This is a genomic window from Streptomyces cellostaticus, assembly GCF_023630175.1.
In the GTDB taxonomy this organism is placed as follows: Bacteria; Actinomycetota; Actinomycetes; order Streptomycetales; family Streptomycetaceae; genus Streptomyces; species Streptomyces cellostaticus_A.
Genome location: NZ_JALLIN010000043.1, coordinates 1 through 24,832, shown reverse-complemented (window position 1 = coordinate 24,832; position 24,832 = coordinate 1). Strand labels below are relative to the sequence as shown.

Below are 24,832 nucleotides of genomic sequence, written 5' to 3'. Positions count from 1 at the left end.
ACTACACCCACGTCCGGGGGCGGTAACGGTTGGCCCGTTCCACCAGCTCGATCCTCTCCTCGCCGCCGGGCGCCAGCCTGGCCAGCGTGCGGTACGCGCGTTCCAGGCCGAAGCGCAGGCCCCGTTCGTCCAGACCGCTGCCGAGCACCTTCGGTCCACCGGCGGCCGGTGGGGCGGTGTCCCGGCCTGTGGAGAGTACCCAGTCCAGCGCGCTACCGAGCACTTCGGCGGACAACTGCTCGCGGCGCGCCGGGTCCAGACCGTACGCGTCCAGTGCCTCGACCTGCCCGGCGGCGGCCGTCAGGTCGTCGAGGAACGGTACGTCACCGGCGCTCGGCGTGCGCCCGCGCAGCCGGGCCCGGACGGCGGCGACCCGGGCGGCCGTGCAGTGGACGGACGACTCGGGCACCGACTCCAGGGCGGTGACGGCACCGACCCGGTCACCGGCCGCGAGCCGCACCCGGGCCAGCCCGAAGGCGGCGCTGACGAAGCTCGGGTCGGTCGACCACACCAGACGGTAGTACTCGGCGGCGTTGTCCAACTGGCCCAGCACCTCGGCGCACAGGCCGAGCGCCAGCTTGGGCGCCGCCTCGCCGGGGAAGGCGTCGTAGACCGCGTCGAAGCCCAGCGCGGCCCCCTCGAAGTCCCCGGTGACCAGCGCCGCCACTCCCCGGTACCAGACCACCCGCCAGTCGTCGGGCCGTGCCTGCACCTCGTCGGGCCCGCGGGCGCCCGCGGCACCGGCACGCCCCTGCGGCCAGGACTCCAGCTCGTCCAGCGCCGTGAGCGCGGCCCGGTGGTCGCCGCTCTCCAACCGGGCCCTGACCTGCCGCAGCCGCGACTCCACGCTGGGCGCGGGGGCCGCGTCCAGGGCGCTGATCAGCTCGGCCGGCGCGGACCCCATGAGCCCGGCGAGGAAACCGGCGTTGGGGTCGCTCGGGTCGACCAGCGGCACCGGCAGCGCCAGGGCGGCGGCGGGCGTGTCCACGGGTCCGACGACGGCCGGCGCGGGCAGCGCGGGAGCCGGTGCGGCGCCGCGCGCCGGGCGCGCCCCGAGCCGGGACACGTCCCCGTGCGCCCTCGGGAACAGCTCCGTGTCGACGACCTTCACCTCGGGCCCGAACAGCGTGGACAGGGCGGGTCTGGCCTGCCCGGTCTGCAGTGAGACGACCTCGCGGAGCACGCCGGTGAGCTGCTCGGACATCTCCTGGGCGGAGGCGAACCGGCGGGCCGGGTCGGGGTCGGTGGCGCGGACCAGGAGCCGGTAGAAGGACTCGTAGCGGTGGAAGACCTCGATGTTGTCGGGGTCGGGCAGCGAGTCCACGAAGACGTTCGTGTAGCCCTGGAAGTCGAAGGTGAGGACGGCGAGGGTACGGCCCACCGTGTACAGGTCGCTGGCCACCGACGGGCCGACGTCCGCGACCTCCGGCGCCTGGTAGCCGACCGTGCCGTAGATCGCCGACTCGTCGTCGTCCATACGGCGCACGGCGCCCATGTCGATCAGCTTGAGCTGGTCCTCGGTCTGGATGGCGTTGTCGACCTTGAAGTCGCAGTACAGCAGGTTGCGGCTGTGCAGGTGGCCGAGCGCCTCCAGGGCCTCGATGCCGTACGCGCAGGCCTGCTCCACGGGCAGCGGGTCACGCCTGCCGTCGGGGGTGCGGCGGGCGTTGGCGATCTCCTTCAGCGACTTGCCGCCGACGTACTCCATGACGATGTAGCCGTCCAGGGAGCCGGTGCGCTGGTCGAGGTGCTCTACGAAGTTGTAGATCCGCACGATGTTGGCGTGCTCGATCTCCGCGAGGAACCGCCGCTCGGAGATCGCCGCGGCCATCGCGTCCTGGTCGCCGGTGTCCAGCAGGCCCTTGAGCACCACCCACCGGTCGGACACGGCCCGGTCCACGGCGAGGTAGACCCAGCCGAGGCCGCCGTGCGCCAGACAGCCCGCGACCTCGTACTGGCCGTGCACGATGTCCCCGGCCCGCAGCTTCGGCACGAACGAGTACGGGTGACCGCACTTGGTGCAGAACCCCTCCGTGCGCCCCGGCCGCTCGCCCCGGGCGCGCCCGACCGGCGCCCCGCAGTCGGACCGCGAGCAGAACCGCTTGCGCTCGGGCACCTCCGGGTTCTCCAGCACCATCACGCGCGGGTCGGGCCGCGGCACCTGCGGTACCGAGACCAGCCCGGCGCCGAGCCGCCCGCGGGTCGAGGTGCCGGAGGAGGTGCCGGAGCTGCGCACCGACACCGAGCGGGTGCCGGCCCCGCCCGACAGGGAGCGCGACAGCCGTCCGGACACCGAGCGCCGCGACTTCGACGACTGCGAGGAGGTGCGCGCACTGCGGGAGCGGCCGCTCGCGGCCGAGCCCCTCGTGACGCCCGTGGCCGGCGAGCCGACCATGCCTCCCCCGGAGGAGGGGCCCCCGGACGACACGACCGGGGCGAGACCGCAGGTGTCGCAGTACAGCTGGCCACCGCCGACGTCCTCGTAGGAGCCCTCGCAGCCGGGCCGCTGGCACGTCCGCCCTGCCTGGCTCATGACGACTCACCTCCACGGTCCTCGGGTCCGCCCCGGCGGGGGACGCCCGGTGCGCCGAGCAGCTCGGCCGCCGCCTGCTGGTAGCGCAGCACGGCCTGTTCGGCGACGCGCAGGTCGCAGGGGGCGCTCCACAGCATCCGGCGGGCCGCGTCGTACCGCTCGACCAGCAGCGGGTCCTCGGCGAGGCCGTTGCGGGTGGTCTTGGCCCGGTACGCGTCCAGCCGGCCGCGCAGCTCGGCGCGGACCGCGAGCGGCGCGGTGACGGCCGTCAGCGACTCACGCGCGCGCAGCAGTTCGTCGTCCGCCTTCTGCTCCAGGGACTCCAGCAGCGGGGAGAGCCGGTGCCACTGCGCGTGCCGCCGGTACTCGGCGGCCGCGGCCAGTTGCTCCTGCAGCGCCGTCGGCGGTCCGCTGACCACCGGCACCTCGGTCGCCGCGATCTTCGCCAGCACCTCACCGCGCGCGGTGCGCGCCTCGGCGAGCGTGCGGTCCGCGCGGGACAGGACGTCCCGCAGCCGGATCAGCCGCGCCTCCGCGTCCTGCCGGACCGTCAGCACGGCGTCGATCTCGCGCCGCACGTCCTCCAGGGCGCGCGCCTCGCGGTCGTACACCGTGGTGTCCGGGCGGCCGCCGCCGGGCGCCGAACTGCCTTCCGCCGGAACCCAGAAGGCGAGCGGGTCGCAGACGACGTCCGCGCGCAGGGCGGTCAGGGTGCGCGTGATGCGCTCCAGGTCGTCACCGGCCGGGTGTTCGCCCGGGCGGACGCCCACGGAGTGCGCGAGCCGGCGGGTGCGCTGGAGTTCCGCGGCGAGTAAATCGATCCGGGCGGGCAACGCCGACCACACCGCGTCGGCGGTGACGACCAGGTCGAGCGAGGAGGCGTAGAGCTCGTTCATCCGGTCGACCAGGGTGGTGAGCGAGAAGCTCTCGCTGAGCTTCGCGGTCGCCGTGGGGCCGGTGCCGCCGGGCACGGTGACGGACGCGCCGCGCAGCAGTTCGGTCAGCTCCGCCAGGTCCTCCCGGCTGGACCAGCGGCGCCGGGCGCGGATCTCCCGGGCGGAGCGCAGCGCCGCCGTGTAGGCGTCGAAGTACGACCACAGCAGGGTGATCGACGCCTCGGCGGCCTGCCAGCGCCGCTGGGTGACGCCGGTCAGCTCGGCGCCTTCGAGGAGTCTGCGGCCCGCGTGGTCCTGGAGGGCGAGCAGCGAGGTCTCGATCGCCTCGTGCTCCGCGCCGAGCCGCGCCAGCGCACGGTCCACCTCGTCCCGGTCCATCACCGGCCCGGCGGGGTCCGTGACGCCCATCGATCACCTCTCGCTGCTGTGTGGTTGGCCTGGGTCGGGGTCGGGGTCGGGGTCAGCTCTTGCGCAGGTACTGCGGCGCGGGCGGCTTCGACGGGCCCGAGTCCTTCCCCAGTGTGTCCGAAAGCCACTTGTCGTAGGACGCCTGCCAGCCGTCCGCGCGGTAGTCGACCAGGACGCGGTTGACGCGGCGCACCAGATCGGTGGCGTCCTTCTTCATCGCCACGCCGTAGTACTCGGTGGTGAACGCGTCACCCTTCAGGGCGACCGTCGGGTCCTGGGCGGCCTGGCTCGCGGCGAGGGCCCCGTCGGTGACCACCGCGTCGACCTCGCCGAGCTGCAGCCGCACCAGACAGTCGAGCTGGTTGGGGACGGTGGTGGAGATGTCGGTGGAGGCGGGCAGGTCGCCCGCGTCGCGGTCGGCCTTCAGCTTGCCGTAGGCGGTGGAACCGGACGCCGTGCAGACCCTCTTGTGCGCGAGCGTGCCGTCGTAGCCCTTGACGGGGGAGGACTTGGGCGCCAGTACCTGCTGCCCGGTCTTGAAGTAGGGCGCGGAGAAAGCCACGTCGTCCAGGCGCCCGCAGGTGATGGTCATCGTGCGGACCACCATGTCGACCCGGCCGTTCTTGATCGCGGGGATGCGCCGGCTGGTCGGGATGGCCTTGAACTGCACCGCGTCCGGGTCGCCGAGGATGTCCTCGGCGATCCTGTGGGCGAGGTCGATGTCGAAGCCCTCGAGCTGGGCGGTCTCGGTGTTCGGGTTGCGGTAGCCCCAGTGGTAGCTGTTCTGGTCGACGCCGACGACCAGCTTGCGCTTGGCGCCCGTACGGGACTTGATGGCGTCGATGGTCCGACCGTCCGCCCCGGACGGGGACAGGGTCTGGTCCTGCGCCTCGGAGTCCTCGCAGTCGCCGGCGCGCGCCTGGCTGCCCCTGGCGACACCCGGGCCGGCGGTCCGTGCGCCGCCCTCGTCGTCCTGACGCGGCTGCGTGCGCGGCAGCAGCAGCGCGAAGGTCAGGGCCAGCGCGCACAGCACCGCCATCGCCCCGACCCCGCCCCAGCCCCGCAGGGAGGTCCGTACACGGTTCGCGTACATCGTCACGCCCCCTGTCACCGGTACTCCGAAAGCCGGCGGCCGACGCCGGCGACCGCGCCCGCCGCGCCGAGCACGCCCAGCAGGGCGGCGCCGGCGGGCAGCCCGGTCATCGCGTCGCGCCCGTCACCGGCGGCCCGCTGGAACTCGGTCTGCTCGTGGCCGATGGCCAGGGCGAGGTTGCGGTCCACGCCGTCGAAGCACGCGCCGGTGGCGTCCGCCCCGCCGATCACCTTGTCCAGCGCCTGCTGGTAGTTGCCGTTCTCGTCCTCGGCGCGGGCCGAGGCGTGGCGCCGCTTCCACACCGCCATGTTGCCCTCGGCCGCCTCGACCGGCCCGCTGCCCGCTTCGTCGTCGGCGAGCCGGCGGGCGTCGGTGAGGCCCTTGGCGAGCACTCCCATGTCCTGGTCGAAGTCGTAGTAGTAGGCGTCGTACGTCTGTCCGCCCACCGTGATGGTCTCGGCGCCGCGCGCCACCAGGCTCAGGTTCTCGTTGCCCCGCGCCTTCAGGGAGGCGATGCGGGCGTCGTGCAGCACGTTCAGCGAGCGGACGCCGTTGTCGTAGGAGCCGTTCAGGCCCGATCTGGCCACGGTGTGCCCGGCCACCAGCCACAGCAGGGCCACCGCGGTGGCGGTGGAGGCGGCCACCAGGCCCTGGTTGAGGACGCGGTTGGTGTGCCGGTAGGTGCGGTGCTGGGCCCAGCCGAGCGCGGCCAGGGCGAGCACGCCGAGCGCGATCGCCGTCCACGGGTAGGGCGTCGCGTCCCCGTAGTCGGCGTCCAGCCGCTGGTTCTCCTTCTTGTAGAGGTCCTCCGCGGCCGGGAGCATCTCCTTCTGCATCTTCTCGTTCGCGTACCGCAGATAGGCGCCGCCGACCGGATAGCCCTGCCGGTTGTAGGTGCGGGCGCGTTCCACCAGCCCCTTGTACTCGGGCAGCAGCTTGTTCAGCTTGGTGACGGCCGCCTCCGACGGCGAGCCCGGCTCTGAGCTGGTGGCGGCGGTGACCAGGCCCGCGGCGGCGGTGCGGATGTCCTTCTCGTACCGGTCCCGCGACTCCGCGGTCTCCTGACCGCCCGCCAGGAAGCCGCTGGACGCCGCGGTGTTGGCGTCGGCCAGCGCGCGGTAGATGTCGGCCGCGCCGGAGCTGAGCGGCTGGCTGCGGTGCAGCACGTCGTCGGCGGCGGCCGCGCGCTCGGCGGTCTGCCAGGCGGTGACCGCGCCGAACGCGACGACCAGCAGGGCGAGGACGGCACCGATGATGCGCAGCCGCCCCGGCTCGGTCGTCGCGGCGGCCCGCAGCCGTTCGGCGCCCTCGGCGAGGGCGGTGCGGCGGGGCGCCGGTGACCGGCCCGGCCGGGCCGGTGCCGCGGGATGCCCGGCCTGCGGGGGGATCGCGGGCACGACGGCGCCCGCCGACGGCGGTGCCGTGCTGCTCCTCGGCGGCTGTGTCACCTGACCTCCCCCATGGTCATCCGTTCGCCGCCCAGTATTGCGGCCCGGACCGACATCCGCACCGGCCTTCACGTCATCTTGATCGGAACGAGGCGTCCCCTGCCCGTGAACACGCCCTGCGGCACCGGTCCGGTTCCCGTGGCCCCACGTGCCCGGGAGCACCCCGCCGGGGTCAGCGCCGGCCGGTGTCCCAGTGTGCCCGGGCCCGTCCCAGCGCCGCATCCCCCGCGTGCAGGCGGTCCAGGCCCAGGAGGGCCGCGCCGAGGACCGGGGCGGCCGTGACCACGCGGACGTCCGCCTTGGGGGCGCGGGACGCCAGCAGGTCGCGCACACCGTCGTCGAGCCGGGTGTGACCGGCGCTCAGCACGCTGCCGCCCAGCAGGACGGGGGTCCGCTCGCCCAGGAGGCCGAGCCGGTACAGGGCCACCGCGGCCATCGTCGCGACCTCCTCGGCGAGGCGGTCCACGAGGGAGCCGGCGACCCGGTCCCCGTGCGCGGCCGTGCGGAACAGCACCGGGGTCAGCTCGTGCCGGCGGCCGTGCTCGACGTGCCCCAGGTGCAGGGCCTCGATCAGCGCGTACATGGACGGCAGTCCGAAGTGCGCGGGCAGGGCGCGGGCCAGCTCGGTCGGCTCCCCCCGGCCGTCCTCCGCCCGGGCCGCGTGCCACAGGGCCTCCTCGGCCAGGCCCCAGCCGCCGCCCCAGTCACCGGAGATGCGCCCGACCGCCGGGAAGCGGGCCGTGCGGCCGTCGGGGCGCATCCCGACGCAGTTGATGCCCGCGCCGCACACCACGGCCACGCCCCGGGGCTCGCGCACACCGGCGCGCAGGACCGCGAAGGTGTCGTTGCGGACCTCCACCGACGCGCCCCACGCGCGCGCTCGCAGGGCGGCCGCCAACCGCTCCTCCTCCACCGGCAGATCGGCGTTGGCGAGGCAGGCGGAGACGTGCGAGGCGGTGGCCACGCCCGCGTCCGCGAACGCCCGCGCGACCGGTCCGGCCAGGGCGTCCACCGCCGCCGCGACGCCCACCGCCGGCGGGCGGAAGCCGCCGCCGCGGGCCGTGGCCAGCACCTCGCCCCCCGCGGTGACCACGGCCACGTCGGTCTTGCTGTTGCCCGCGTCGACGGCGAGGACGGTCGGGATCAGGCCCACGCGAGGTGCTCCCGGTTGTGCGCGACCAGTTGGTCGGTGAGCGCGTCGGCGTACTCGTACTGGCCGACGAGCGGATGCGCCAGCAGGGCGCGGAAGACCCGGTCCCGGCCGCCCCGCAGCGCCGCCTCCAGCGCCAGTTCCTCGTACGCCGTCACGTTCGCCACCAGGCCCGCGTACAGCGGGTCGAGGTCCGGCACGGCCAGGGGGGCGGCCCCGGACGGGCCCACCGCCGCCTGCACCTCGATCACCGCGTCGTCCGGGAGGAAGGGCAGCGTGCCCCGGTTGAGCGTGTTGACCACCTGGTAGGGGCTGCCCGTGCCGCCGCCCAGCAGGGCCGCCGCCAGGTCCACGGCCGCCTCCGAGTAGAACGCACCGCCCCGCTTCGCGAGCAGCGGCGGCTTCTCGTCCAGGGCCGGGTCGCCGTACATCGCCAGCAGTTCGCGCTCCATGGCGGCGACCTCCGATGCCCGGGAGGGTCGGGTGCGCAGGTCCCGCACCACCTCGTCATGGGCGTAGTAGTAGCGCAGGTAGTAGGAGGGGACCACACCCAGGCGGTCCAGCAGGGGCCGGGGCAGGCGCAGGTCGCGGGCGATGGCGTCGCCGTGCCCGGCGAGCAGCTCGGGCAGGACGTCCGCGCCCTCGGGCCCGCCGAGCCGTACCCCCGTCTCCCACGTCAGGTGGTTCAGGCCCACGTGGTCCAGGTGCACGTCCTTCGGGTCGGTGCCCAGCAGGGCCGCGAACTTGCGCTGCAGGCCGATCGCCACGTTGCACAGGCCGACCGCCTGGTGCCCCGCCGCCAGCAGGGCGCGGGTGACGATGCCGACCGGGTTGGTGAAGTCGACGATCCAGGCACGGGGGTTGGCGCGGCGCACGCGCTCGGCGATGTCCAGGACGACCGGGACCGTGCGCAGCGCCTTGGCGAGGCCGCCCGCGCCGGTGGTCTCCTGTCCGATGCAGCCGCACTCCAGCGGCCAGGTCTCGTCCCGCTCCCGGGCGGCCTGCCCGCCGACCCGGAGCTGGAGCAGTACGGCGTCGGCGCCGTCCACGCCGGCGTCCAGGTCGGAGGTGGTGACGATGCGGCCCGGGTGGCCCTGCCTGGCGAAGATCCGGCGGGCCAGGCCGCCCACCGGCTCCAGGCGCTCGGCGGCCGGGTCCACGAGGACGAGTTCCTCGACGGGCAGGGTGTCCCTGAGCCGGGCGAAGCCGTCGACGAGTTCGGGGGTGTAGGTCGAGCCGCCGCCGACCACGGTGAGTTTCATACGTGGACCAACCCTTTCCTCCGGTGAGGGTGACGCCCTGGGGTGAACGCCTTCCGGGCGAAGAAGGACACGAGGATCACGGGGCCATGACCAGCACGGTGGCGGTCATGGCGGTGGGACTCGGGTGCTCAGCGCGAGGTGTCGAAGACCTCGTCGCGGGTGGCCGCGAGCGCGGACTGAAGCGCGCCGCGCAGCACGGGGTGTTCCGTCACGTCGCCGACGACCAGCCGGGGGCGGGCCGCGGCGAGTTCCGCCAGCTCGGCCTGGACGAGGGCGCGCAGCACCTCGCCGCCGGCCGTCAGGGTGGAGCCGCCGAGGACGACGAGTTCGGGGTCGAGGACGGAGACCAGCGAGGCGAGACCGGTGGCCAGCCGGGTCGCGTAGGCCCGCAGCAGTTCCCGGTGCGGACCGCCGCCGTGGTCGGCCGCCCGCGCCAGCAGGGTCGCGGCCGCCTCGGTGTGCGGGCCCGCCGGCACGTCGGGGACGCCGAGTTCGCGGGCCAGCCTCGGTACCGCCCGGGAGCCGGCCAGCTCCTGGTAGCCGCCGCTGTTGGCCTTGGTCACCCGGCGGACCAGCGGGGTGCCCGGCACGGGCAGGAAGCCGACCTCGCCGGCCCCGCCGGTCCAGCCGCGGTGCAGCCGGCCGCCGAGCACCAGGGCGGCGCCCAGGCCGTCCTGGTTCCACAGCAGGACGAAGTCCGGGTGGCCGCGGGCCGCGCCGAGCCGCTGCTCGGCGATGGCGACGAGGTTGACGTCGTTCTCGTACTCGACCGGCATGGGCAGTGCGGCGGCCAGTTCGTCGAGCAGGCGGGGGGAGTGCCAGCCGGGCAGGTGCGAGGCGTAGCGCAGCCGGCCGGTGCCCGGGTCGAAGGCCCCCGGGGTGCCGATGACCAGCCGGTGCACATCGGACCTGGCGAGACCCGCGGCCTTCGCGGCACCGTCGAGCGCCTCGGTGACCTGCTCCACGGCACCCCGGGCCGGCCGCCGTCCCGGGGTGGGCAGTTCGTACGAGCCGACCGTGCGGCCGGTGATGTCGGCGACCGCGGCGCGGACGCGGTGCGGGCTCACATCGAGCCCGGCCACGTGGGCGGCGTCCGCGTTCACGGCGTACAACCGGGCGTTGGGGCCCGGCCGGCCCTCGGTGGTGCCGGTGACCCGGACCAGCCCGGCCGCCTCCAGGCGGGCCAGGAGCTGTGACGCGGTGGGCTTGGACAGGCCGGTGAGCTTGCCGATCCGGGTGCGCGACAGCGGCCCGTGCTCCAGCAGGAGGTCCAGCGCGGCGCGGTCGTTCATGGCGCGCAGGACGCGCGGGGTGCCCGGTGTACCGGCGGTTCCTGCCATGCGGTCGACACCTGCCTTTCCGGCTGCCCGGCCCTTCAGTGGGCGGGGGACGAGGTCCAGCCTTGATCGGCGGGCACCCGGGAGATCGCTGTTAGGAAACTTTCCTATTTGTTTCGGAGGAAGATATGCCCAGGACGAAGAGGACGTCAACGGACAGTGCCCCCGAGGCGGCGGAGCCGCCGCCCGGGGGCGTGGGGTCCGGGCGCCGGCGCCGGCACGCGGTCCCCACGCCCCCCTCCTACCTGCCCGGAGGAGCCGTACGCGAGGTGGTGATCGGGGCCGTCGCCGCCGACTGCGAGGACTCCGCGTTGGCGTACACCGACGGCGCCGCAACCGCCGCGGCCGGGTCCGCGCCGCCCTCGAGGTCCTCCACGGCCGTCGCGCCGCCCATGATGCGGATGCTCGCCGCGTCGAAGGCCCGCTTGACCCGCCAGCGCAGCTCGCGCTCCACGGTCACCGACTTGCCGGGCATGGTCTTGGCCGAGAGGCGGACGACCATCGAGTCGATCAGCACGCTGTCCAGGCCGAGCACCTCGACCGGACCCCAGAGCAGCTCGTTCCAGGGCTCCTCCTTGGTCATCCTCTCGGCGACCTCGTCGAGGACGGCCTTCACCCGGTCCAGGTCCTCGCTCGCCCTCACGGTCACGTCGACCCCGGCCGTCGCCCAGCCCTGGGAGAGGTTCGCGATCCGCTTGACCTCGCCGTTGCGCAGATACCAGATCGCGCCGTTGGGGCCGCGCAGCTTCGTCACCCGCAGACCGACCTCCAGCACCTCGCCGGTGGCCACACCCGCGTCGATCTCGTCGCCGACGCCGTACTGGTCCTCCAGGATCATGAAGACACCGGAGAGGAAGTCCGTGACCAGGTTCCGGGCGCCGAAACCGATCGCGACGCCCGCCACACCGGCCGAGGCCAGCAGCGGCGCCAGGTCGATCCTGAAGGTGGACAGCACCATCAGCGCGGCCGTGCCGAGGATCAGGAAGCTGGCCACCGAGCGCAGCACGGAGCCGATCGCCGCCGCCCGCTGCCGGCGCCGCTCGACGTTGACCAGCAGCCCGCTCAGCGCGCTGCCCTCGGCGGCCTGCGCCGTCCGGGTCATCCGCTCGATCAGCTTGGTGATCGCCCGCCGCACCACCGCTCTGAGCGCCACGGCCACGACCACGACCAGCACGATCTGCAGACCCATCGCCAGCCAGGTCGACCAGTTCTGCTCCACCCAGCTCGCGGCGTTCGTCGCGTGCTCCTGGGCGTCCTGCAGGGTGGGAACGGGCGGCGCCGTGGAATCCGAGGGGGACGGCGAGGGGGACGCGCCGGCGGCCGCGAGGGCGACGGACAGGGACACGGCGGGTACCTCCAGGTGCTGCGCGGCCCGCTCCGGCGGTGTGGTCAAGGTCTGATCACGAAAAGGTCACCGGACGGACAGAACCAACACACTAACGGGGCATCGTGGGTGCTCCGCGCCGTTCCGCTCAAGGGAGACGGGTCTCACCTGGGCTTGAACACGCCATGATCCGGGGGACACATCGGGTGTGGTCGAAAACACTCCCAGCCCGTTACCGGGACATGGTGGCGCGTTCACCAGGCATGAGGGGAGACTGACTGCAGATCGTCCCGGCGCGAGCCACGCGCCGCCGACGCCCAAGGAGGCACCCGTGCCGCACGTCCTGGTCCTCAACGCGTCGTACGAGCCGCTCGGCGTCGTACCGCTCCGCCGCGCGCTCGTCCTCGTCCTGGAGAACAAGGCCGTCTCCCTCGAGGAATCCGGCGCCTTTATGCACAGCGCGACCGTCACAGTGTCCGCACCCAGCGTGGTCCGGCTGAAGCGTTTCGTGCGGGTCCCCTACCGGGGTCCCGTTCCTCTCACCCGCCGGGCGCTGTTCGCGCGCGACGGGGGCCGGTGCATGTACTGCGGTGGCGTCGCAACCAGCGTCGACCACGTCATTCCGCGCAGCCGCGGGGGCAAGCACGTCTGGGACAACGTGGTGGCCTCGTGCCGCCGCTGCAACCACGTGAAGGCCGACCGGCACCTCGTCGAGATCGGCTGGCGGCTGCGCCACAAACCCGCCCCGCCCACCGGTCTGGCCTGGCGCATCATCGGCACCGGCCACAGGGACCCGCGCTGGTTGCCCTACTTGCAGCCGTACGGCGCGGACGACGCCATGGCCCGGATCGACGGCATCTCAGCCTGACGACTCCGGGCCTTCGCGCACCCCGTGGCCGCACGGCCCGCCGTCCGGCCACGGGGTCCTTCGGCACGTCGTCCGCGCGATTCCTCGGTCCGTCGACCGCGGGGACCTTCGGCACGCGCCCCGCGGTCCGTCCACGGCGCGGCGCCCGCCGCGAACGCGGTCGGCGGCGCGGCCCGCGCGCGGCCACCCGGCGCGCCGTGCCGGTCGTACGGGCAGGTCACCGCCGCCGGATCGCCCGCCGCGCCGGCCCGTGGCAGCGCCGAGCCCCGTCCCCCTCCTTCTCCCGCCGGCCCCGGCGGGAGAGCCGCCCGTCCCCTCGGCCGGCCCCGCCTCCCCCGGCACCGGTTGACGGGATGCGCACACGCGTGCCCGGACAGTGGGGTGAGTGGCTTCGGCGTCGCGGGGTAGGCCTGCCCCTGACCACCGCTAGCCGCGGCAAGCGAACCAGAGAGAAGGAGGCCCCCGTGGCCGCACCGGCTCATCCCGTCATTCCGGCCCAGTGGAAACCCTTGGCGGAGCCGTCCGCCGAGACCGACGCCACGCGGTTCTGCGTCTTCAGCGCGGAGAGCGCCTGCGTGGAGGCGCCGCTGACCAGCGAGCCGCCCCTGCCCGACTTCGAACCCCTGACCAGCGAGCCGCCACTCGCCGAGGCCGTTCCCCTGACCAGCGAGACCGGCCCGCTCCCCGACTTCTCCGGCGCAGGGCTGTAGATGGCCGCGGCCGTCGACGGGGAGCTGGCCCGGCTCGCCGCACTGCACGGGGTGGACACCTCCTACCGCCCCGCCCCGGACCGCACGGTCGACGTCCCCGTCTCCGCCGTGGTGGCCGTCCTGGCCGCCCTGGGCGTGGACGCGGGCAGTGCGGACGCGGTCCGCGCCGCGCTCGCCGAACGGGAGCGCGAGCTGCGCGAACGGCTGCTCCCGCCGACGGTCGTGCACTGGGCCGGCGACCCGGACGGCCCCGCCGCCCTCGCCGCCCTGCCCCCCGGCACCCGCCTCACCGTCGAGACCGAGCAGGGCGAGACACGGGACACGGCCGAAGGACTGCCGCTCGGGGCGCACCGGGTGACCGCCGTCGCGCCCGACGGCCGCACCGGCCACGCCCATCTCGTCGTCGCCCCGGACCGGCTGCCCGCCCCGGCCACCCGCTCCTACGGCCTGCTCGTCCAGCTCTACTCACTGCTCTCCCGGCGCTCCTGGGGCATGGGCGACCTCGGCGACCTCGCCGAGCTGGCCGGCTGGGCCGGACGCACCGCCGGTGCCGGGTTCGTGCAGGTCAACCCGCTGCACGCGGCCGTGCCCGGAGCCCCGACCGACCCCTCGCCCTACCGGCCCTCCTCACGCCGCTTCCCCGACCCCGTGCACCTACGCGTCGAGCTGATCGACGAGTTCGCCCACGTCGAGGACCGGGACCGGATCCGCGCCCTGCTGGACCGCGCCGCCCGGCTGCGCGCCGACGTCCTCGACAACGGCGCCCTCATCGACCGGGACGCGGTGTGGGAGCTGAAGCGGGAGGCGCTGGAGCTCGTCCACGCCGTCCCCCTCGCCCCCGGACGGCAGGCCGCCTACGACGCCTTCCGCGCCACCGAGGGGCAGGCCCTGGAGGACCACGCCACCTGGTGCGCGCTCACCGAGGTGCACGGCTCCGACTGGCGCCGGTGGCCCGCCGGCCTGCGCGACCCGCGCTCCGCCGAGACCGCGCGGGCCCGCGACGCGCTCGCCGACCGCGTCGGCTTCCACTCCCGCCTCGCCTGGCTCACCGACGGCCAGCTCCGCGCCGCCCAGCGCGCCGCGCGGGAGGCCGGCATGCCGGTCGGGATCGTGCACGACCTCGCCGTCGGCGTGCACCCCGAGGGCGCGGACGCCTGGGCGCAGCAGGACCACTTCGCCGCCGGGATGTCGGTGGGCGCCCCGCCCGACGCCTTCAACGCCCACGGCCAGGACTGGGGGCTGCCGCCCTGGCGCCCCGACCGGCTGGCCGACTCCGGCCACGCCCCCTACCGTCATCTGCTGCGCGCCCTGTTCCGCTACACCGGCGCCCTGCGCATCGACCATGTGATGGGCCTGTTCCGGCTGTGGTGGGTGCCCCGGGGCAGCCCGCCCACCGAGGGCACCTACGTCCGCCACGACGCCGAGGCCATGCTCGCCCTGCTCGCCCTGGAGGCCTTCCGGGCCGGGGCGGTGGTGATCGGCGAGGACCTGGGGACCGTGGAGCCCGGGGTCCGCGAGCGGCTGCAGCGGCGCGGGGTGCTCGGCACCTCGGTGCTCTGGTTCGAGCGGGACTGGGAGGGCGACGGCCGTCCGCTGCCCCCGGAGCGCTGGCGCGCCGACTGTCTGGCCACCGCCACCACCCATGACCTGCCGCCCACCGCCGCCCGGCTCAGCGGCGACCACGTCGGCCTGCGCGACCGCCTGGGCCTGCTCACCCGCTCCGCCGCCGAGGAGGGCGCCGAGGCGGCCGCGGACACGGCGGAATGGCTCGCCCTGCTGGGCGGTCTCGGGCTGCTGGACGGTCCGGCGGCCGGTCCGCCGGGCCGCGACGAGGAGGCGGAGATCCAGGGCGTCCACCGCTTCCTGCTGCGCACCCCGGCCCGGCTGGTCGGCGTCTGGCTCCCGGACGGCGTCGGCGACCGCCGCCCGCAGAACCTGCCCGGCACCTGGGACGAGTACCCGAACTGGCGGCTGCCCGTCGCCGATTCGCGGGGCCGCCCGGTGACGCTGGAGGAACTGGCGGCCTCGCCCCGGCTCCGGGCGCTGCTGGACCTGCTCGGTCAGGGAGCGGGACGGTGAGTGCGGCGTAGGGGACCCCGGGCGCGCGCCCGTTCGGGTGGTTCGCTAACTTGAGGGTGTGGACAAGAAGAACGCCCTGCGCGCCGGCGCCCTGGCCGCCGGTACGACGCTGATGATGCTGCTCATGTCGTCCCCCGCGCTCGCGCTGACCCGCGACGACGGTGACGACCCCGGCCCCGGCCTGAGCGTCGTCCAGACGCTGGGCCTCTACGTCGTGGCGCCGATCGCCCTGTTCGTGATCATCGCGGGCCTGGTCATGGCGCTGGACAAGTCCCACGCCAAGAAGGACACCACGTCGTCCAACATCAACGTGCGGGGCGAGGCGAAGGCCTGACCGGGCCTCCTCCCCGTCCCGCCGAGGGCGCCGTCTCCCCGGTACGCGCACACCGCCGTACCCGGGTGGGACCGGCGCCCTCGGCGCTTCCCGGCGGGCTCAGGGGCTGGGCGCGGTGAGGTACCGCTGCACGGTCGGCCCGAGCCAGGCCACCAGCTCCTCGCGCGTCAGCGCCACCGCCGCCGGCAGTCGCAGCACATAGCGGGTGAGGGCCAGCCCGAGCAGTTGCGCCGCGCACAGCGCGGCCCTGGCCGGGACCTGCTCCGGGTCGGGACACACCCGCCGGGTCACCGGCAGCAACTGGTCCCGGAAGATGCCCTGCATGCGCTCGGCCCCGGCCTGGTTGGTGGCTCCCACTCTCAGTACCGCGGTCAGCTCCTCGTTCTCCTCCCACAGGTCGAGGAAGTGCGCGACCAGCGTCCGGCCGGCCTCGTCCCGGGGCGCCGGCCCAAGGTCGGGCAGCCGCAGATCGAGTGCGACGGCTGCCGCGAACAGGCCCTCCTTGCTGCCGAAGTACCGCATCACCATCGACGGGTCGATGCGTGCGTCCTTGGCGATGGCGCGGATGGTGGCGCGCTCGTAGCCGTCGGTGGCGAAGCGCTCGCGGGCGGCGGCGAGGATCGCGCCGCGGGTGGCGTCCGAGCGGCGAGACCGACCGGTGCTCCTGCTGCCGGTGCCGGTGCTGTTGTCGCTACTGGTGCTGGCGTTCATGCCCACAAGCGTAGGCCCACGCATGTTTGCCAACAAGCGTTGACAATCGTGCGGGGTCGCCGTACGTTTGCCAACAAGCGTTGTCCAACAACTGTTGACCGGCGATCGCGGGCCGGACAGGTATGGGCCAACAAGCGTTGGCGCCAGGAGGTCCTCATGAACGGCACCACCGGAAGCACGAGCACCACCGCACACGCGAGTACCACCGCAAACGCGAGCCCCGCCGACCCTCGGGTCCTCGTCGTCGGCTCCGGCCCCACGGGACTCCTCCTCGCCGGCGACCTCGCGGCCGCGGGCGTCCCGGTCACCGTCCTGGAGAAGCGCCCCCACGGGATCAGCAACCTCTCCCGCGCCTTCGTCCTGCACGCCCGCACCCTCGAACAGCTCGACGCCCGCGGCCTCGCCGAGGACCTGGAGGCCGTCGGGCGGCCCCTGGACCGGCTCCGCCTGTTCGGCCGGCTCACCGTCGACCTCGCCGCCCTGCCCTCCCGCTTCAACCACCTCCTCGTCCTGCCCCAGTACGAGGTGGAGAAGGTTCTGGAGCGGCGGGCGCTCGAGGCCGGCGCCGACTTCCGGTACGAGACCGAGGTGACCGGTCTCACCCAGGACGCCGACGGGGTCACCGTGGCGGCCGGCGGGCCCGGCGGGCGGGCGCGGACGCTGCGGGCCGGCTACGTCGTCGGCACCGACGGCATGCGCAGTGCCGTACGGGACGCGATCGGGCTGCCGTTCCCCGGCAGGTCGGTGATCCGGTCCGTCGTCCTCGCTGACGTCCGGCTCGCCGAGGAGCCCCCGGCCCTGCTCACCGTCAACGCCGTCGGCGACGCGTTCGCCTTCCTCGCGCCCTTCGGCGACGGCTACCACCGGGTGATCGGCTGGCACCGCGGCCGCAACGTCCCCGACGGGGAGCCGCTGGACCTGGCCGAGGTCAAGGAGATCACCCGGCTCGCCCTCGGCCGGGACTACGGAATGCACGACGCCCGCTGGCTGTCCCGCTTCCACAGCGACGAGCGCCAGGTGCCCGCCTACCGGTCCGGCCGGGTCTTCCTCGCCGGCGACGCCGCGCACGTGCACACCCCCGCCGGCGGTCAGGGCATGAACACCGGGCTCCAGGACGCGGCCAACCTGAGCTGGAAGCTCGCCGCGGTCGTCAGTGGCCACGCGGGTCCCGAACTGCTCGACAGCTACCAGGCCGAACGGCACCCGGTCGGCAGGGCCGTGCTGCGCAGCAGCGGCGGGATCGTGCGCCTCGCCATGGCCAAGCGCCCCTGGACGCTGGCGGCCCGGGCCGCGCTCACCGCGTTCCTCGGCGCCGTCGGACCCGCCCGCCGCGAGGTCGCCGGCCGGATCACCGGCGTCGGCTTCCGCTATCCCGCGCCCCGCGGCGCCCATCGCCTCACCGGTACCCGGGTCCCGGACGTCGCCCTGGCCGGCGGCGGCCGCCTCCACGAGGCGCTGCGCGGGGGCCGGTTCGTGCTGATCACGCCGGAGCCGTACGAGGGCGGGCGCGGTGACCGGCTGGCCGTGGCGCACTGGGCGGGTGAGCGCCGCGTGACCGTGCTGGTGCGCCCCGACGGGTACGTGGCCTGGGCGGCCGACTCGGCCGGTCCGGCGGAGATCGGGGCGGCCGTCACCGCACACGTCGGCGGCTAGGTGCTGTGACCGGAAGGGTCTGCCGGAAGGTTCGCGGCGTCCGGTGCGGTGCAGCGCAAGGCGGAGCGTCGTCCGCGTACCGGACGTACTCGGGTGATGCGGCGACGCGGCGAGACGCCGTGCCGGGCGTCGCGAGCCGGTGGACCTCTCCGGTCGCAGCACTGGCTGGTGCCGTGACCGGGAAGGCTCGCGGCCCCTGATGCCGCACCGGTCGCCCGCCTACCGGGTGCCGGAAAGCAACTCCCTGAGCAGATCGGCCAGTTGGCCGGCCTGCTGGTCGTTCAGGTGGGACAGGGCCTCGGTCTGGACGTCGAGTCCCGCGCCGACCGCCCGGTCGACGACGTCCCGTCCCCTCTCGGTCAGGGTCACCTGGAGCGCGCGGCGGTCGTGGGGGTCGGGGGAGCGGCGCAGCAGTCCGGCCCGCTCCAGTTTGTCGAGGCGGCCGGTCATGCCGCCGGTGGTGAGCATCAGGGTCGCCGAGAGCTGGCGCGGGGACAGGGTGAACGGCTCGCCGGAGCGGCGCAGCGTGGCCAGCACGTCGAACTCGCCGCCGGAGACGCCGTAGGGCTCGTAGGCCTTCTCCATGAGATCGCCCATGGCGCGGGAGAGGCGGTGGATCCGTCCGAAGACCTCCATCGCCCGCGTGTCGAGGTCGGGGCGGACGGCCGCCCACTGGCCGATGATCGCGTCGACGGGGTCGTGGGGCTGCTGCCGGCCTGCGTTCATGCGCCGAGTATCGCCATCCGGGACGGTCGTCGGCAAGAAAGTGGCTTGACCGTAAGTTGCTTAGCACTAAGCTACTTACCACTTACTGAAATCCGTGGAAGGGTCCGCGATGAAGCGCCCCACGACCGCTCTGCTCACCGCCCTCGCTCCCGTTTCCTGGGGTACCACCTACGCCGTCACCACCGAGTTCCTGCCGCCGGACCGCCCCCTGTTCACGGCCCTGGCCCGTGCCCTGCCCGCGGGGCTGCTGCTGCTCGCCCTCACCCGGGTGCCGCCGCGCGGCATCTGGTGGGCGAAGGCCGCCGTGCTGGGCGCGCTGAACATCGGCGCCTTCTTCCCGCTGCTGTTCGTCTCGGCGTACCGGCTGCCCGGCGGGATGGCCGCCGTGGTCGGCTCGGCCGGGCCGCTGTTCGTGATCGGCCTCTCGGCACTGCTGCTGCGGGAGCGGCCGGCCCCCCGCACCCTGGTCGCCGGGGTCGTGGCCGCCCTCGGGGTGAGCCTCGTCGTGCTCAGGGGGGCCGGTGCCCTCGACGCGGTCGGCGTGCTCGCGGCCGTCGCGGCGACCGTCTCCATGGCCGCGGGGACCGTGCTGACCCGGCGCTGGGGCCGGCCCGACGGTGTCGGCCCGCTCGCCCTGGCCGGCTGGCAGCTCACCGCCGGCGGACTGCTCGTCGCCCCGGTCGCCCTGCTCGCCGAGGGCGCCCCGCCCGCGCTCGACGGCCGCGCGATCGGCGGCTACCTCTACCTCGCGCTGGCGAACACGGCGGTCGCCTACTGGCTCTGGTTCCGCGGCATCGGCCGGCTCGGTGCCACCCGGGCCGGCTTCCTCGGCCCGCTCTCCCCGCTGACCGCCGCCGTGACCGGCTGGGCGGTCCTGGGACAGGCGCTCACCGCGGTGCAGGTGCTCGGCATGGCCCTGGCGTTCGGGGCGACGGCGGCCGGGCAGATCGGGAGCGGAGCGGCCCACGGGCCCCGCCGTGCCGCGCACAGGAAGCACCCGTACCCCGAGCACCCGTACCGCGCCGCCCGCACACGTACCGGCGCCACCTCCGGACCGGCGGAGGCCGCCGCGAGTGCCGGTCCGGAGGGGGCCGGGCCCTCGACCGGGCGGCCTCCGGGGACGCGGCCGTCCGGGGCGGGGCGGCGCGGCGGCGCGTAGGACTCCGAGCGCGCCGCCCCCGGAGTCCCCGAAGCAGCGCCAGGGGGCGGGCCCTTCTCGTCCGGGCGAGCGGCTCGGCGGGAGGCCGGGGCGGCACGCGCCGCGCGGTGCGTGCCGCCACACGTGCGGCGTGGCCCGCCGGCGGCGCCGCGCACCGGCGGCATCCGGACGCCGCACCCCCGGACCGGCCGCACGGGAAGGGCGCCCGGTGCGGGACCGGGCGCCCTGGTGTGCGAACCGGCGTTACGCGCTGGCCGCGTCCGCCGCCTGGGCCCGCAGCGCGCGCTCGACGCCCGAGCGGGACTCGGAGACCAGCCGGCGCAGGGCCGCGCCCGGCTCGGCCGAAGCCAGCCAGCCGTCCGTCCTGGCCAGCGTCTGCTCGGAGACCTGCACGGCCGGGTACAGGCCGACCGCGATCTGCTGGGCCATCTCGTGCGAACGGGCGTCCCAGACGTCCTTGAGCACCTCGAAGTACCGCTCCGCGTAGGGAGCCAGCAGTTCCCGCTGGTCCGTCTGCACGAAGCCGCCGATCACGGCCTCCTGCACGGCGTTCGGCAGCTTGTCGGAGTCGACGACCGACGCCCACGCCTCCGCCTTGGCCTCCGGCGTCGGACGGGCCGCCCGGGCGGTGGCCGCGTGCCGCTCACCGGCCGCGGTCCGGTCCCGCTCGTACTCCGCCGCGATCTCCGCCTCGTCGAAGCGGCCGACCGCCGCGAGCCGCTCCACGAACGCCCAGCGCAGCTCCGTGTCGACGACCAGACCCTCGACGGTCTGCGAGCCGTCCAGCAGCGCGTCCAGCAGGTCGAGCTGCTCCGGCGTGCGGGCCGTCGCCGCGAACGCCCGGGCCCAGGCGAGCTGGTGGTCGCTGCCCGGTCCGGCCGAGCGCAGATGGGCCAGGGTGGCGTCGGTCCAGCGGGTCAGCAGGGCCTCACGGGCGGCCGGGTCGGCGTACAGGTCGATCGCCAGCTTCACCTGGCGCTGCAGCGACTGCACGACACCGATGTCGGACTCCTTGCCGATGCCGGACAGCACCAGCGACAGGTAGTCCCGGGTGGCCAGCTCGGCGTCGCGGGTCATGTCCCAGGCCGAGGCCCAGCACAGGGCGCGCGGCAGGGACGCCTCGAAGTCGCCGAGGTGCTCGGTGACGGTCCGCAGCGACTCCTCGTCCAGCCGGACCTTCGCGTACGACAGGTCGTCGTCGTTGAGCAGCACGACGGCGGGCCGGGGCCGGCCCGAGAGCTGTGGCACGGCCGTCAGCTCGCCGTCGACGTCCAGCTCGATCCGGTCGGTGCGCACCAGCTTGCCGCTGCCGTCCAGGTCGTACAGGCCGATCGCGATGCGGTGCGGGCGCAGCACCGGCTCGCCCTGGGCGCCGGCGGGCAGCGCCGGGGCCTCCTGGCGGACGGCGAAGGAGGTGATGACACCCTCCGCGTCCGTCACGACCTCCGGGCGCAGCACGTTGATGCCGGCCGTCTCCAGCCACTGCTTCGACCAGGTCTTCAGATCGCGGCCGGAGGTCTCCTCCAGGGCGCCCAGCAGGTCGGACAGGCGCGTGTTGCCGTACGCGTGCCGCTTGAAGTAGGCCTGCACGCCCTTGAAGAACTCGTCCTCGCCGACGTACGCGACGAGCTGCTTGAGCACGCTGGCGCCCTTGGCGTACGTGATGCCGTCGAAGTTGACGAGCACGTCGTCCAGGTCACGGATGTCGGCCATGATCGGGTGCGTGGAGGGGAGCTGGTCCTGCCGGTAGGCCCAGGTCTTCATGGAGTTCGCGAACGTCGTCCACGCGTGCGGCCAGCGGGAGCCGGGTGCCGCGGCCTGGCAGGCGATGGAGGTGTACGTGGCGAACGACTCGTTCAGCCACAGGTCGTTCCACCACTCCATGGTGACCAGGTCGCCGAACCACATGTGGGCCAGCTCGTGCAGGATCGTCTCGGCGCGCACCTCGTACGCGGCGTCGGTCACCTTGGACCGGAAGACGTACTGGTCGCGGATGGTGACCGCGCCCGCGTTCTCCATCGCACCGGCGTTGAACTCGGGCACGAAGAGCTGGTCGTACTTCTCGAACGGGTACGCCAGCCCGAACTTCTCCTGGAACCAGTCGAACCCCTGCCGGGTGACCTCGAAGATGGCGTCCGAGTCGAGGAACTCGGCCAGCGAGGGACGGCAGTAGATGCCGAGCGGCACGCTCTGCCCGTCCCGCTCGTACACGCTGTGCACCGAGTGGTACGGGCCGACGATCAGCGCCGTGATGTACGACGAGATGCGCGGGGTCGGCTCGAAGACCCAGACGTTCTCCTGGGGCTCCGGCGTCGGCGAGTTGGAGATGACCGTCCAGCCCTCCGGCGCCTTCACGGTGAACTGGAAGGTCGCCTTCAGGTCGGGCTGCTCGAACGAGGCGAAGACCCGGCGGGCGTCCGGCACCTCGAACTGGGTGTACAGATAGGCCTGCTCGTCCACCGGGTCCACGAAGCGGTGCAGGCCCTCGCCGGTGTTGGTGTAGGCGCAGTCGGCGACCACGCGCAGGATGTTGCGCCCGTCGAGCAGGTCGGGCAGCGCGATGCGGGAGTCCGCGAACACCTCGGCGGGGTCGAGCGCGTCCCCGTTCAGCGTCACCTCGTGGACGGCCGGGGCCACCAGGTCGATGAAGGACGTGGCGCCCCTGGTCGCCACGTCGAAGCGCACCGTGGTCACGGACCGGTAGGTGCCGCCCTCCTGCGCGCCGGAGAGGTCGAGATCGATCTCGTACGAGTCAACGGTGAGCAGCTTCGCCCTCTGCCGCGCCTCTTCGCGAGTCAGGTTTGTGCCAGGCACGCGGTCATCTCCTCGTTATGTGTGGGTTGCGCCATCCTTCCATGGCGGCCACGCGGAAAGCGATGAGCCCGGGCAGGCGAAAGGGGCGGTCACACGCCCGCGACCGCCCCTTTCGCACCGGGTGCGCCTACTTCTCGGAGAGCTCGGCCGCCACCAGTTCCGCGATCTGGACCGCGTTCAGCGCGGCGCCCTTGCGGAGGTTGTCGTTGGAGACGAACAGCGCCAGGCCGTTGTCCACCGTCTCGTCGCTGCGGACGCGCCCGACGTACGACGGGTCCTGGCCGGCCGCCTGCAGCGGGGTCGGGATGTCGGAGAGGGCGACGCCCGGCGCGCCCGCGAGCAGCTCGGTCGCCCGCTCCGGGCTGAGCGGCCGGGCGAAACGGGCGTTGACCTGGAGGGAGTGGCCGGAGAAGACCGGGACGCGCACGCAGGTGCCGGAGACCTTCAGGGCCGGGATCTCCAGGATCTTGCGGGACTCGTTGCGCAGCTTCTGCTCCTCGTCGGTCTCGTTGAGACCGTCGTCGACGATGGAGCCCGCCAGCGGGAGCACGTTGAAGGCGATGGGGCGCTTGTAGACCTGCGGTTCGGGGAAGTCGACCGCCGCACCGTCGTGGGTCAGCCTGTCGGCCTCGGCGGCCACCTTCTGCACCTGGCCGTGCAGCTCGGCCACGCCCGCGAGGCCGGAGCCGGACACCGCCTGGTAGGTGGCGACGACCAGCGCCTCGAGGCCCGCCTCCTCGTGCAGCGGCTTCAGGACCGGCATCGCGGCCATCGTGGTGCAGTTCGGGTTGGCGATGATGCCCTTGGGCCGGTCGGCGATGGCGTGCGGGTTCACCTCGGCGACCACCAGCGGGACCTCGGGGTCGCGGCGCCAGGCCGAGGAGTTGTCGATCACCACGGCGCCCTGGGCGGCGACCTTCTCGGCCAGCGCCCTGGAGGTCGCGCCGCCCGCGGAGAAGAGCACGATGTCCAGGCCGGAGTAGTCGGCGGCCGCCGCGTCCTCCACCGTCACGCCGTCCAGCACGGTCCCGGCCGAGCGGGCCGAGGCGAACAGGCGCAGCTCGGTGACCGGGAAGTTCCGCTCCGTGAGGATCCTGCGCATGACCGTGCCGACCTGACCGGTGGCTCCGACGATTCCGACCCTCACGGCGACTCCCTCTGTGTCTCTGTTGCTGCTTGCCTTCGCGTGACCGGGGCCTTTCCATCATGCGGCCAGTCCCGGTCCACCTGTCCACTTCATTGCGGTGCCCGCCCACGAAGAAGGGACACGACCACCCGGCGTCCGGTTCCGGACCTCCGTCGTACACCGCGCTGAGCTGCAGATGTTTCCCCGGCGGCGGTCCCGCGCCGGAAGCTGTGCTGTGGCCGCCCCTGCCCACCGACGCTCCGCCCACACGGCGGTGTGACGTACGCCTCTCGGGTCCCCGGATCCCGGCCGAACGTTTCCACCCCCTCGTGCGTCGTAGGGGCAGACGCGGGAGGGGGTGGCCTGTGCTGCGCGGAGGGGCGCGCCGCGACCAGGGGGTGTACGCCGGTGCGGACAGCACCGGCGGGGACCCGCTGGACGCGGCCCAGGAACGCCGGGTGCGGGCGGTGCTCGCGCTCGGCGGGGTGCCGCAGGCGGACCTGCCGGACGGGGTGCAGCAGGTCCGCCTGCGGCTGCTGGAACGGGCCGCGAGCGGGCGCGAGGCGCCACGGGACGTGTCGGCGTGGGCGGCGGTGGTCGCCTCCAACCTCGCCATGGACTGGCACCGGGCCAGGCGGCGCCAGGAGCGGCTGGGGGAGCGGCTGGCTGCCCTGGGCGAGCCGGCCCACCCGTCGGGCGAGGAGACCAGCGTGCTGTCCCTCGCCGTCGCCCGGGGCCTGGACGAACTGCCCGACGCCCAGCGCCAGGTCCTGATCCTGCGCTTCTTCGCCGACCTGCCGGTGCGCGGCATCGCCGAGGAACTCGGCGTTGCCGAGGGCACGGTCAAGAGCCGGCTGCACGCGGCGGTCCGGGCCCTGCGCCGGCGACTGCACGAGGACGAGGTGGTGTGAGATGCCCGCCGGACACGAGGACACGGGGGAGCACGGCGGCATGGACGCCCTGATGGCCGCGATCACGGGCGCCCCCCTGCCGCCGGACGCCCACGACGACCCCGCCCTCCTCGCCGCCCACCGCTCGGCCGAGGCGGACGTGGCGGTGCTCAGGGAGCAACTGAACCGGCTCGCCGAGGCCCTGACCGGTGATCCGTGGCCGGGGCGGCCGGCACGGGGGACGGCGGGCGCGCGGGAGCCCGGCGGCCCGTCCGAGGCCGGGACGGCCGCCGCGGGGGCGGACCGGGCCG

The 24,832-nt window shown here is 74.4% G+C and carries 19 protein-coding genes and 1 pseudogene; 8 read left to right on the top strand and 12 right to left on the bottom strand.

Annotated elements, in window-relative coordinates; translation table 11 throughout:
* Position 1 precedes the first annotated feature (1 nt).
* The 8 genes from MXD57_RS24470 to MXD57_RS24435 form a co-directional block, all read right to left on the bottom strand.
* On the bottom strand, positions 2-2,533 hold the full coding sequence (locus MXD57_RS24470) for a serine/threonine-protein kinase (protein WP_250404048.1): 2,532 nt from the start codon (positions 2,531-2,533) through the stop codon (positions 2-4).
* Positions 2,530-3,837: a hypothetical protein gene (locus MXD57_RS24465; protein ID WP_250404047.1), complete on the bottom strand. Its 1,308-nt coding sequence runs from the start codon at positions 3,835-3,837 to the stop codon at positions 2,530-2,532. The genes MXD57_RS24470 and MXD57_RS24465 overlap by 4 nt, the downstream gene beginning before the upstream one ends.
* A 52-nt stretch (positions 3,838-3,889) precedes the next feature.
* Positions 3,890-4,930: a glutamate ABC transporter substrate-binding protein gene (locus MXD57_RS24460; protein WP_250404045.1), complete on the bottom strand. Its 1,041-nt coding sequence runs from the start codon at positions 4,928-4,930 to the stop codon at positions 3,890-3,892.
* Positions 4,931-4,944: 14 nt separating this feature from the next.
* Positions 4,945-6,378, bottom strand: coding sequence for a hypothetical protein (locus tag MXD57_RS24455; protein ID WP_374114747.1), 1,434 nt, complete (start codon positions 6,376-6,378; stop codon positions 4,945-4,947).
* 172 nt (positions 6,379-6,550) lie between these two features.
* Positions 6,551-7,531, bottom strand: a complete 981-nt coding sequence (locus tag MXD57_RS24450) for an N-acetylglucosamine kinase (RefSeq protein WP_250404043.1) — start codon at positions 7,529-7,531, stop codon at positions 6,551-6,553.
* Positions 7,522-8,790 carry a 6-phospho-beta-glucosidase gene (locus tag MXD57_RS24445; RefSeq protein WP_250404041.1) on the bottom strand — a complete coding sequence of 423 codons (1,269 nt, stop codon included), beginning with the start codon at positions 8,788-8,790 and terminating at the stop codon, positions 7,522-7,524. Before MXD57_RS24445 ends, MXD57_RS24450 begins: the two co-directional genes overlap by 10 nt.
* 128 nt (positions 8,791-8,918) lie before the next feature.
* Positions 8,919-10,130, bottom strand: a complete 1,212-nt coding sequence (locus MXD57_RS24440; RefSeq protein WP_250404039.1) for an ROK family transcriptional regulator — start codon at positions 10,128-10,130, stop codon at positions 8,919-8,921.
* A gap of 238 nt (positions 10,131-10,368) precedes the next feature.
* Positions 10,369-11,472 (bottom strand): mechanosensitive ion channel family protein, encoded by a 1,104-nt coding sequence (locus MXD57_RS24435; protein WP_250404113.1) that lies wholly within the window; start codon positions 11,470-11,472, stop codon positions 10,369-10,371.
* Between the two features lie 310 nt (positions 11,473-11,782).
* On the opposite strand from MXD57_RS24435, the gene MXD57_RS24430 reads away from it, so the two are divergent.
* The 4 genes from MXD57_RS24430 to MXD57_RS24415 all read left to right on the top strand — a co-directional run bounded on the left by MXD57_RS24430 (position 11,783) and on the right by MXD57_RS24415 (position 15,442).
* The gene (locus tag MXD57_RS24430; RefSeq protein ID WP_199210575.1) at positions 11,783-12,319 is read left to right on the top strand and encodes an HNH endonuclease; all 537 of its coding nucleotides are present in this window, start codon (positions 11,783-11,785) and stop codon (positions 12,317-12,319) included.
* 464 nt (positions 12,320-12,783) lie between these two features.
* Positions 12,784-13,029 carry a hypothetical protein gene (locus MXD57_RS24425; protein WP_250404037.1) on the top strand — a complete coding sequence of 82 codons (246 nt, stop codon included), beginning with the start codon at positions 12,784-12,786 and terminating at the stop codon, positions 13,027-13,029.
* Positions 13,030-15,108, top strand: a complete 2,079-nt coding sequence (gene malQ, locus MXD57_RS24420; RefSeq protein WP_250404034.1) for a 4-alpha-glucanotransferase — start codon at positions 13,030-13,032, stop codon at positions 15,106-15,108.
* 58 nt (positions 15,109-15,166) lie between these two features.
* The gene (locus MXD57_RS24415; protein ID WP_250404032.1) at positions 15,167-15,442 is read left to right on the top strand and encodes a hypothetical protein; all 276 of its coding nucleotides are present in this window, start codon (positions 15,167-15,169) and stop codon (positions 15,440-15,442) included.
* Between the two features lie 99 nt (positions 15,443-15,541).
* Here MXD57_RS24415 and MXD57_RS24410 read toward each other — a convergent pair whose 3' ends face one another.
* Positions 15,542-16,153, bottom strand: coding sequence for a TetR/AcrR family transcriptional regulator (locus MXD57_RS24410; RefSeq protein ID WP_250404030.1), 612 nt, complete (start codon positions 16,151-16,153; stop codon positions 15,542-15,544).
* 156 nt (positions 16,154-16,309) lie between these two features.
* On the opposite strand from MXD57_RS24410, the gene MXD57_RS24405 reads away from it, so the two are divergent.
* On the top strand, positions 16,310-17,806 hold the full coding sequence (locus MXD57_RS24405) for an FAD-dependent monooxygenase (protein ID WP_250404028.1): 1,497 nt from the start codon (positions 16,310-16,312) through the stop codon (positions 17,804-17,806).
* Positions 17,807-18,025: 219 nt separating this feature from the next.
* Here MXD57_RS24405 and MXD57_RS24400 read toward each other — a convergent pair whose 3' ends face one another.
* On the bottom strand, positions 18,026-18,532 hold the full coding sequence (locus MXD57_RS24400; RefSeq protein ID WP_250404026.1) for a MarR family winged helix-turn-helix transcriptional regulator: 507 nt from the start codon (positions 18,530-18,532) through the stop codon (positions 18,026-18,028).
* A 109-nt stretch (positions 18,533-18,641) separates the two neighbouring features.
* Between MXD57_RS24400 and MXD57_RS24395 the strand changes: the two genes are divergently transcribed.
* Positions 18,642-19,691 carry an EamA family transporter gene (locus tag MXD57_RS24395; RefSeq protein WP_250404024.1) on the top strand — a complete coding sequence of 350 codons (1,050 nt, stop codon included), beginning with the start codon at positions 18,642-18,644 and terminating at the stop codon, positions 19,689-19,691.
* Positions 19,692-19,934: 243 nt separating this feature from the next.
* Here MXD57_RS24395 and pepN read toward each other — a convergent pair whose 3' ends face one another.
* Together pepN and MXD57_RS24385 are read right to left on the bottom strand one after the other, a co-directional pair.
* Complete coding sequence (pepN, locus tag MXD57_RS24390) at positions 19,935-22,505, bottom strand: aminopeptidase N (RefSeq protein WP_250404022.1); 2,571 nt, start codon at positions 22,503-22,505, stop codon at positions 19,935-19,937.
* Between the two features lie 127 nt (positions 22,506-22,632).
* A complete protein-coding gene (locus MXD57_RS24385) occupies positions 22,633-23,652 on the bottom strand; it encodes an aspartate-semialdehyde dehydrogenase (protein WP_250404020.1) in 1,020 nt (339 codons plus the stop codon).
* Positions 23,653-23,996: 344 nt separating this feature from the next.
* Between MXD57_RS24385 and MXD57_RS24380 the strand changes: the two genes are divergently transcribed.
* Together MXD57_RS24380 and MXD57_RS24375 are read left to right on the top strand one after the other, a co-directional pair.
* Positions 23,997-24,542 (top strand): RNA polymerase sigma factor, encoded by a 546-nt coding sequence (locus MXD57_RS24380; protein ID WP_374114746.1) that lies wholly within the window; start codon positions 23,997-23,999, stop codon positions 24,540-24,542.
* 1 nt (position 24,543) lies between these two features.
* A pseudogene (locus MXD57_RS24375) lies at positions 24,544-24,832 on the top strand (hypothetical protein); the annotation flags it as partial.

Coding starts and splice junctions, on each gene's coding strand:
- MXD57_RS24470 (WP_250404048.1), bottom strand. CDS start 2,533: ATGAGCCAGGCAGGGCGGACGTGCCAGCGGCCCGGCTGCGAGGGCTCC.
- MXD57_RS24465 (WP_250404047.1), bottom strand. CDS start 3,837: ATGGGCGTCACGGACCCCGCCGGGCCGGTGATGGACCGGGACGAGGTG.
- MXD57_RS24460 (WP_250404045.1), bottom strand. CDS start 4,930: ATGTACGCGAACCGTGTACGGACCTCCCTGCGGGGCTGGGGCGGGGTC.
- MXD57_RS24445 (WP_250404041.1), bottom strand. CDS start 8,790: ATGAAACTCACCGTGGTCGGCGGCGGCTCGACCTACACCCCCGAACTC.
- MXD57_RS24440 (WP_250404039.1), bottom strand. CDS start 10,130: ATGGCAGGAACCGCCGGTACACCGGGCACCCCGCGCGTCCTGCGCGCC.
- malQ (WP_250404034.1), top strand. CDS start 13,030: ATGGCCGCGGCCGTCGACGGGGAGCTGGCCCGGCTCGCCGCACTGCAC.
- MXD57_RS24410 (WP_250404030.1), bottom strand. CDS start 16,153: ATGAACGCCAGCACCAGTAGCGACAACAGCACCGGCACCGGCAGCAGG.
- MXD57_RS24405 (WP_250404028.1), top strand. CDS start 16,310: ATGAACGGCACCACCGGAAGCACGAGCACCACCGCACACGCGAGTACC.
- MXD57_RS24400 (WP_250404026.1), bottom strand. CDS start 18,532: ATGAACGCAGGCCGGCAGCAGCCCCACGACCCCGTCGACGCGATCATC.
- MXD57_RS24395 (WP_250404024.1), top strand. CDS start 18,642: ATGAAGCGCCCCACGACCGCTCTGCTCACCGCCCTCGCTCCCGTTTCC.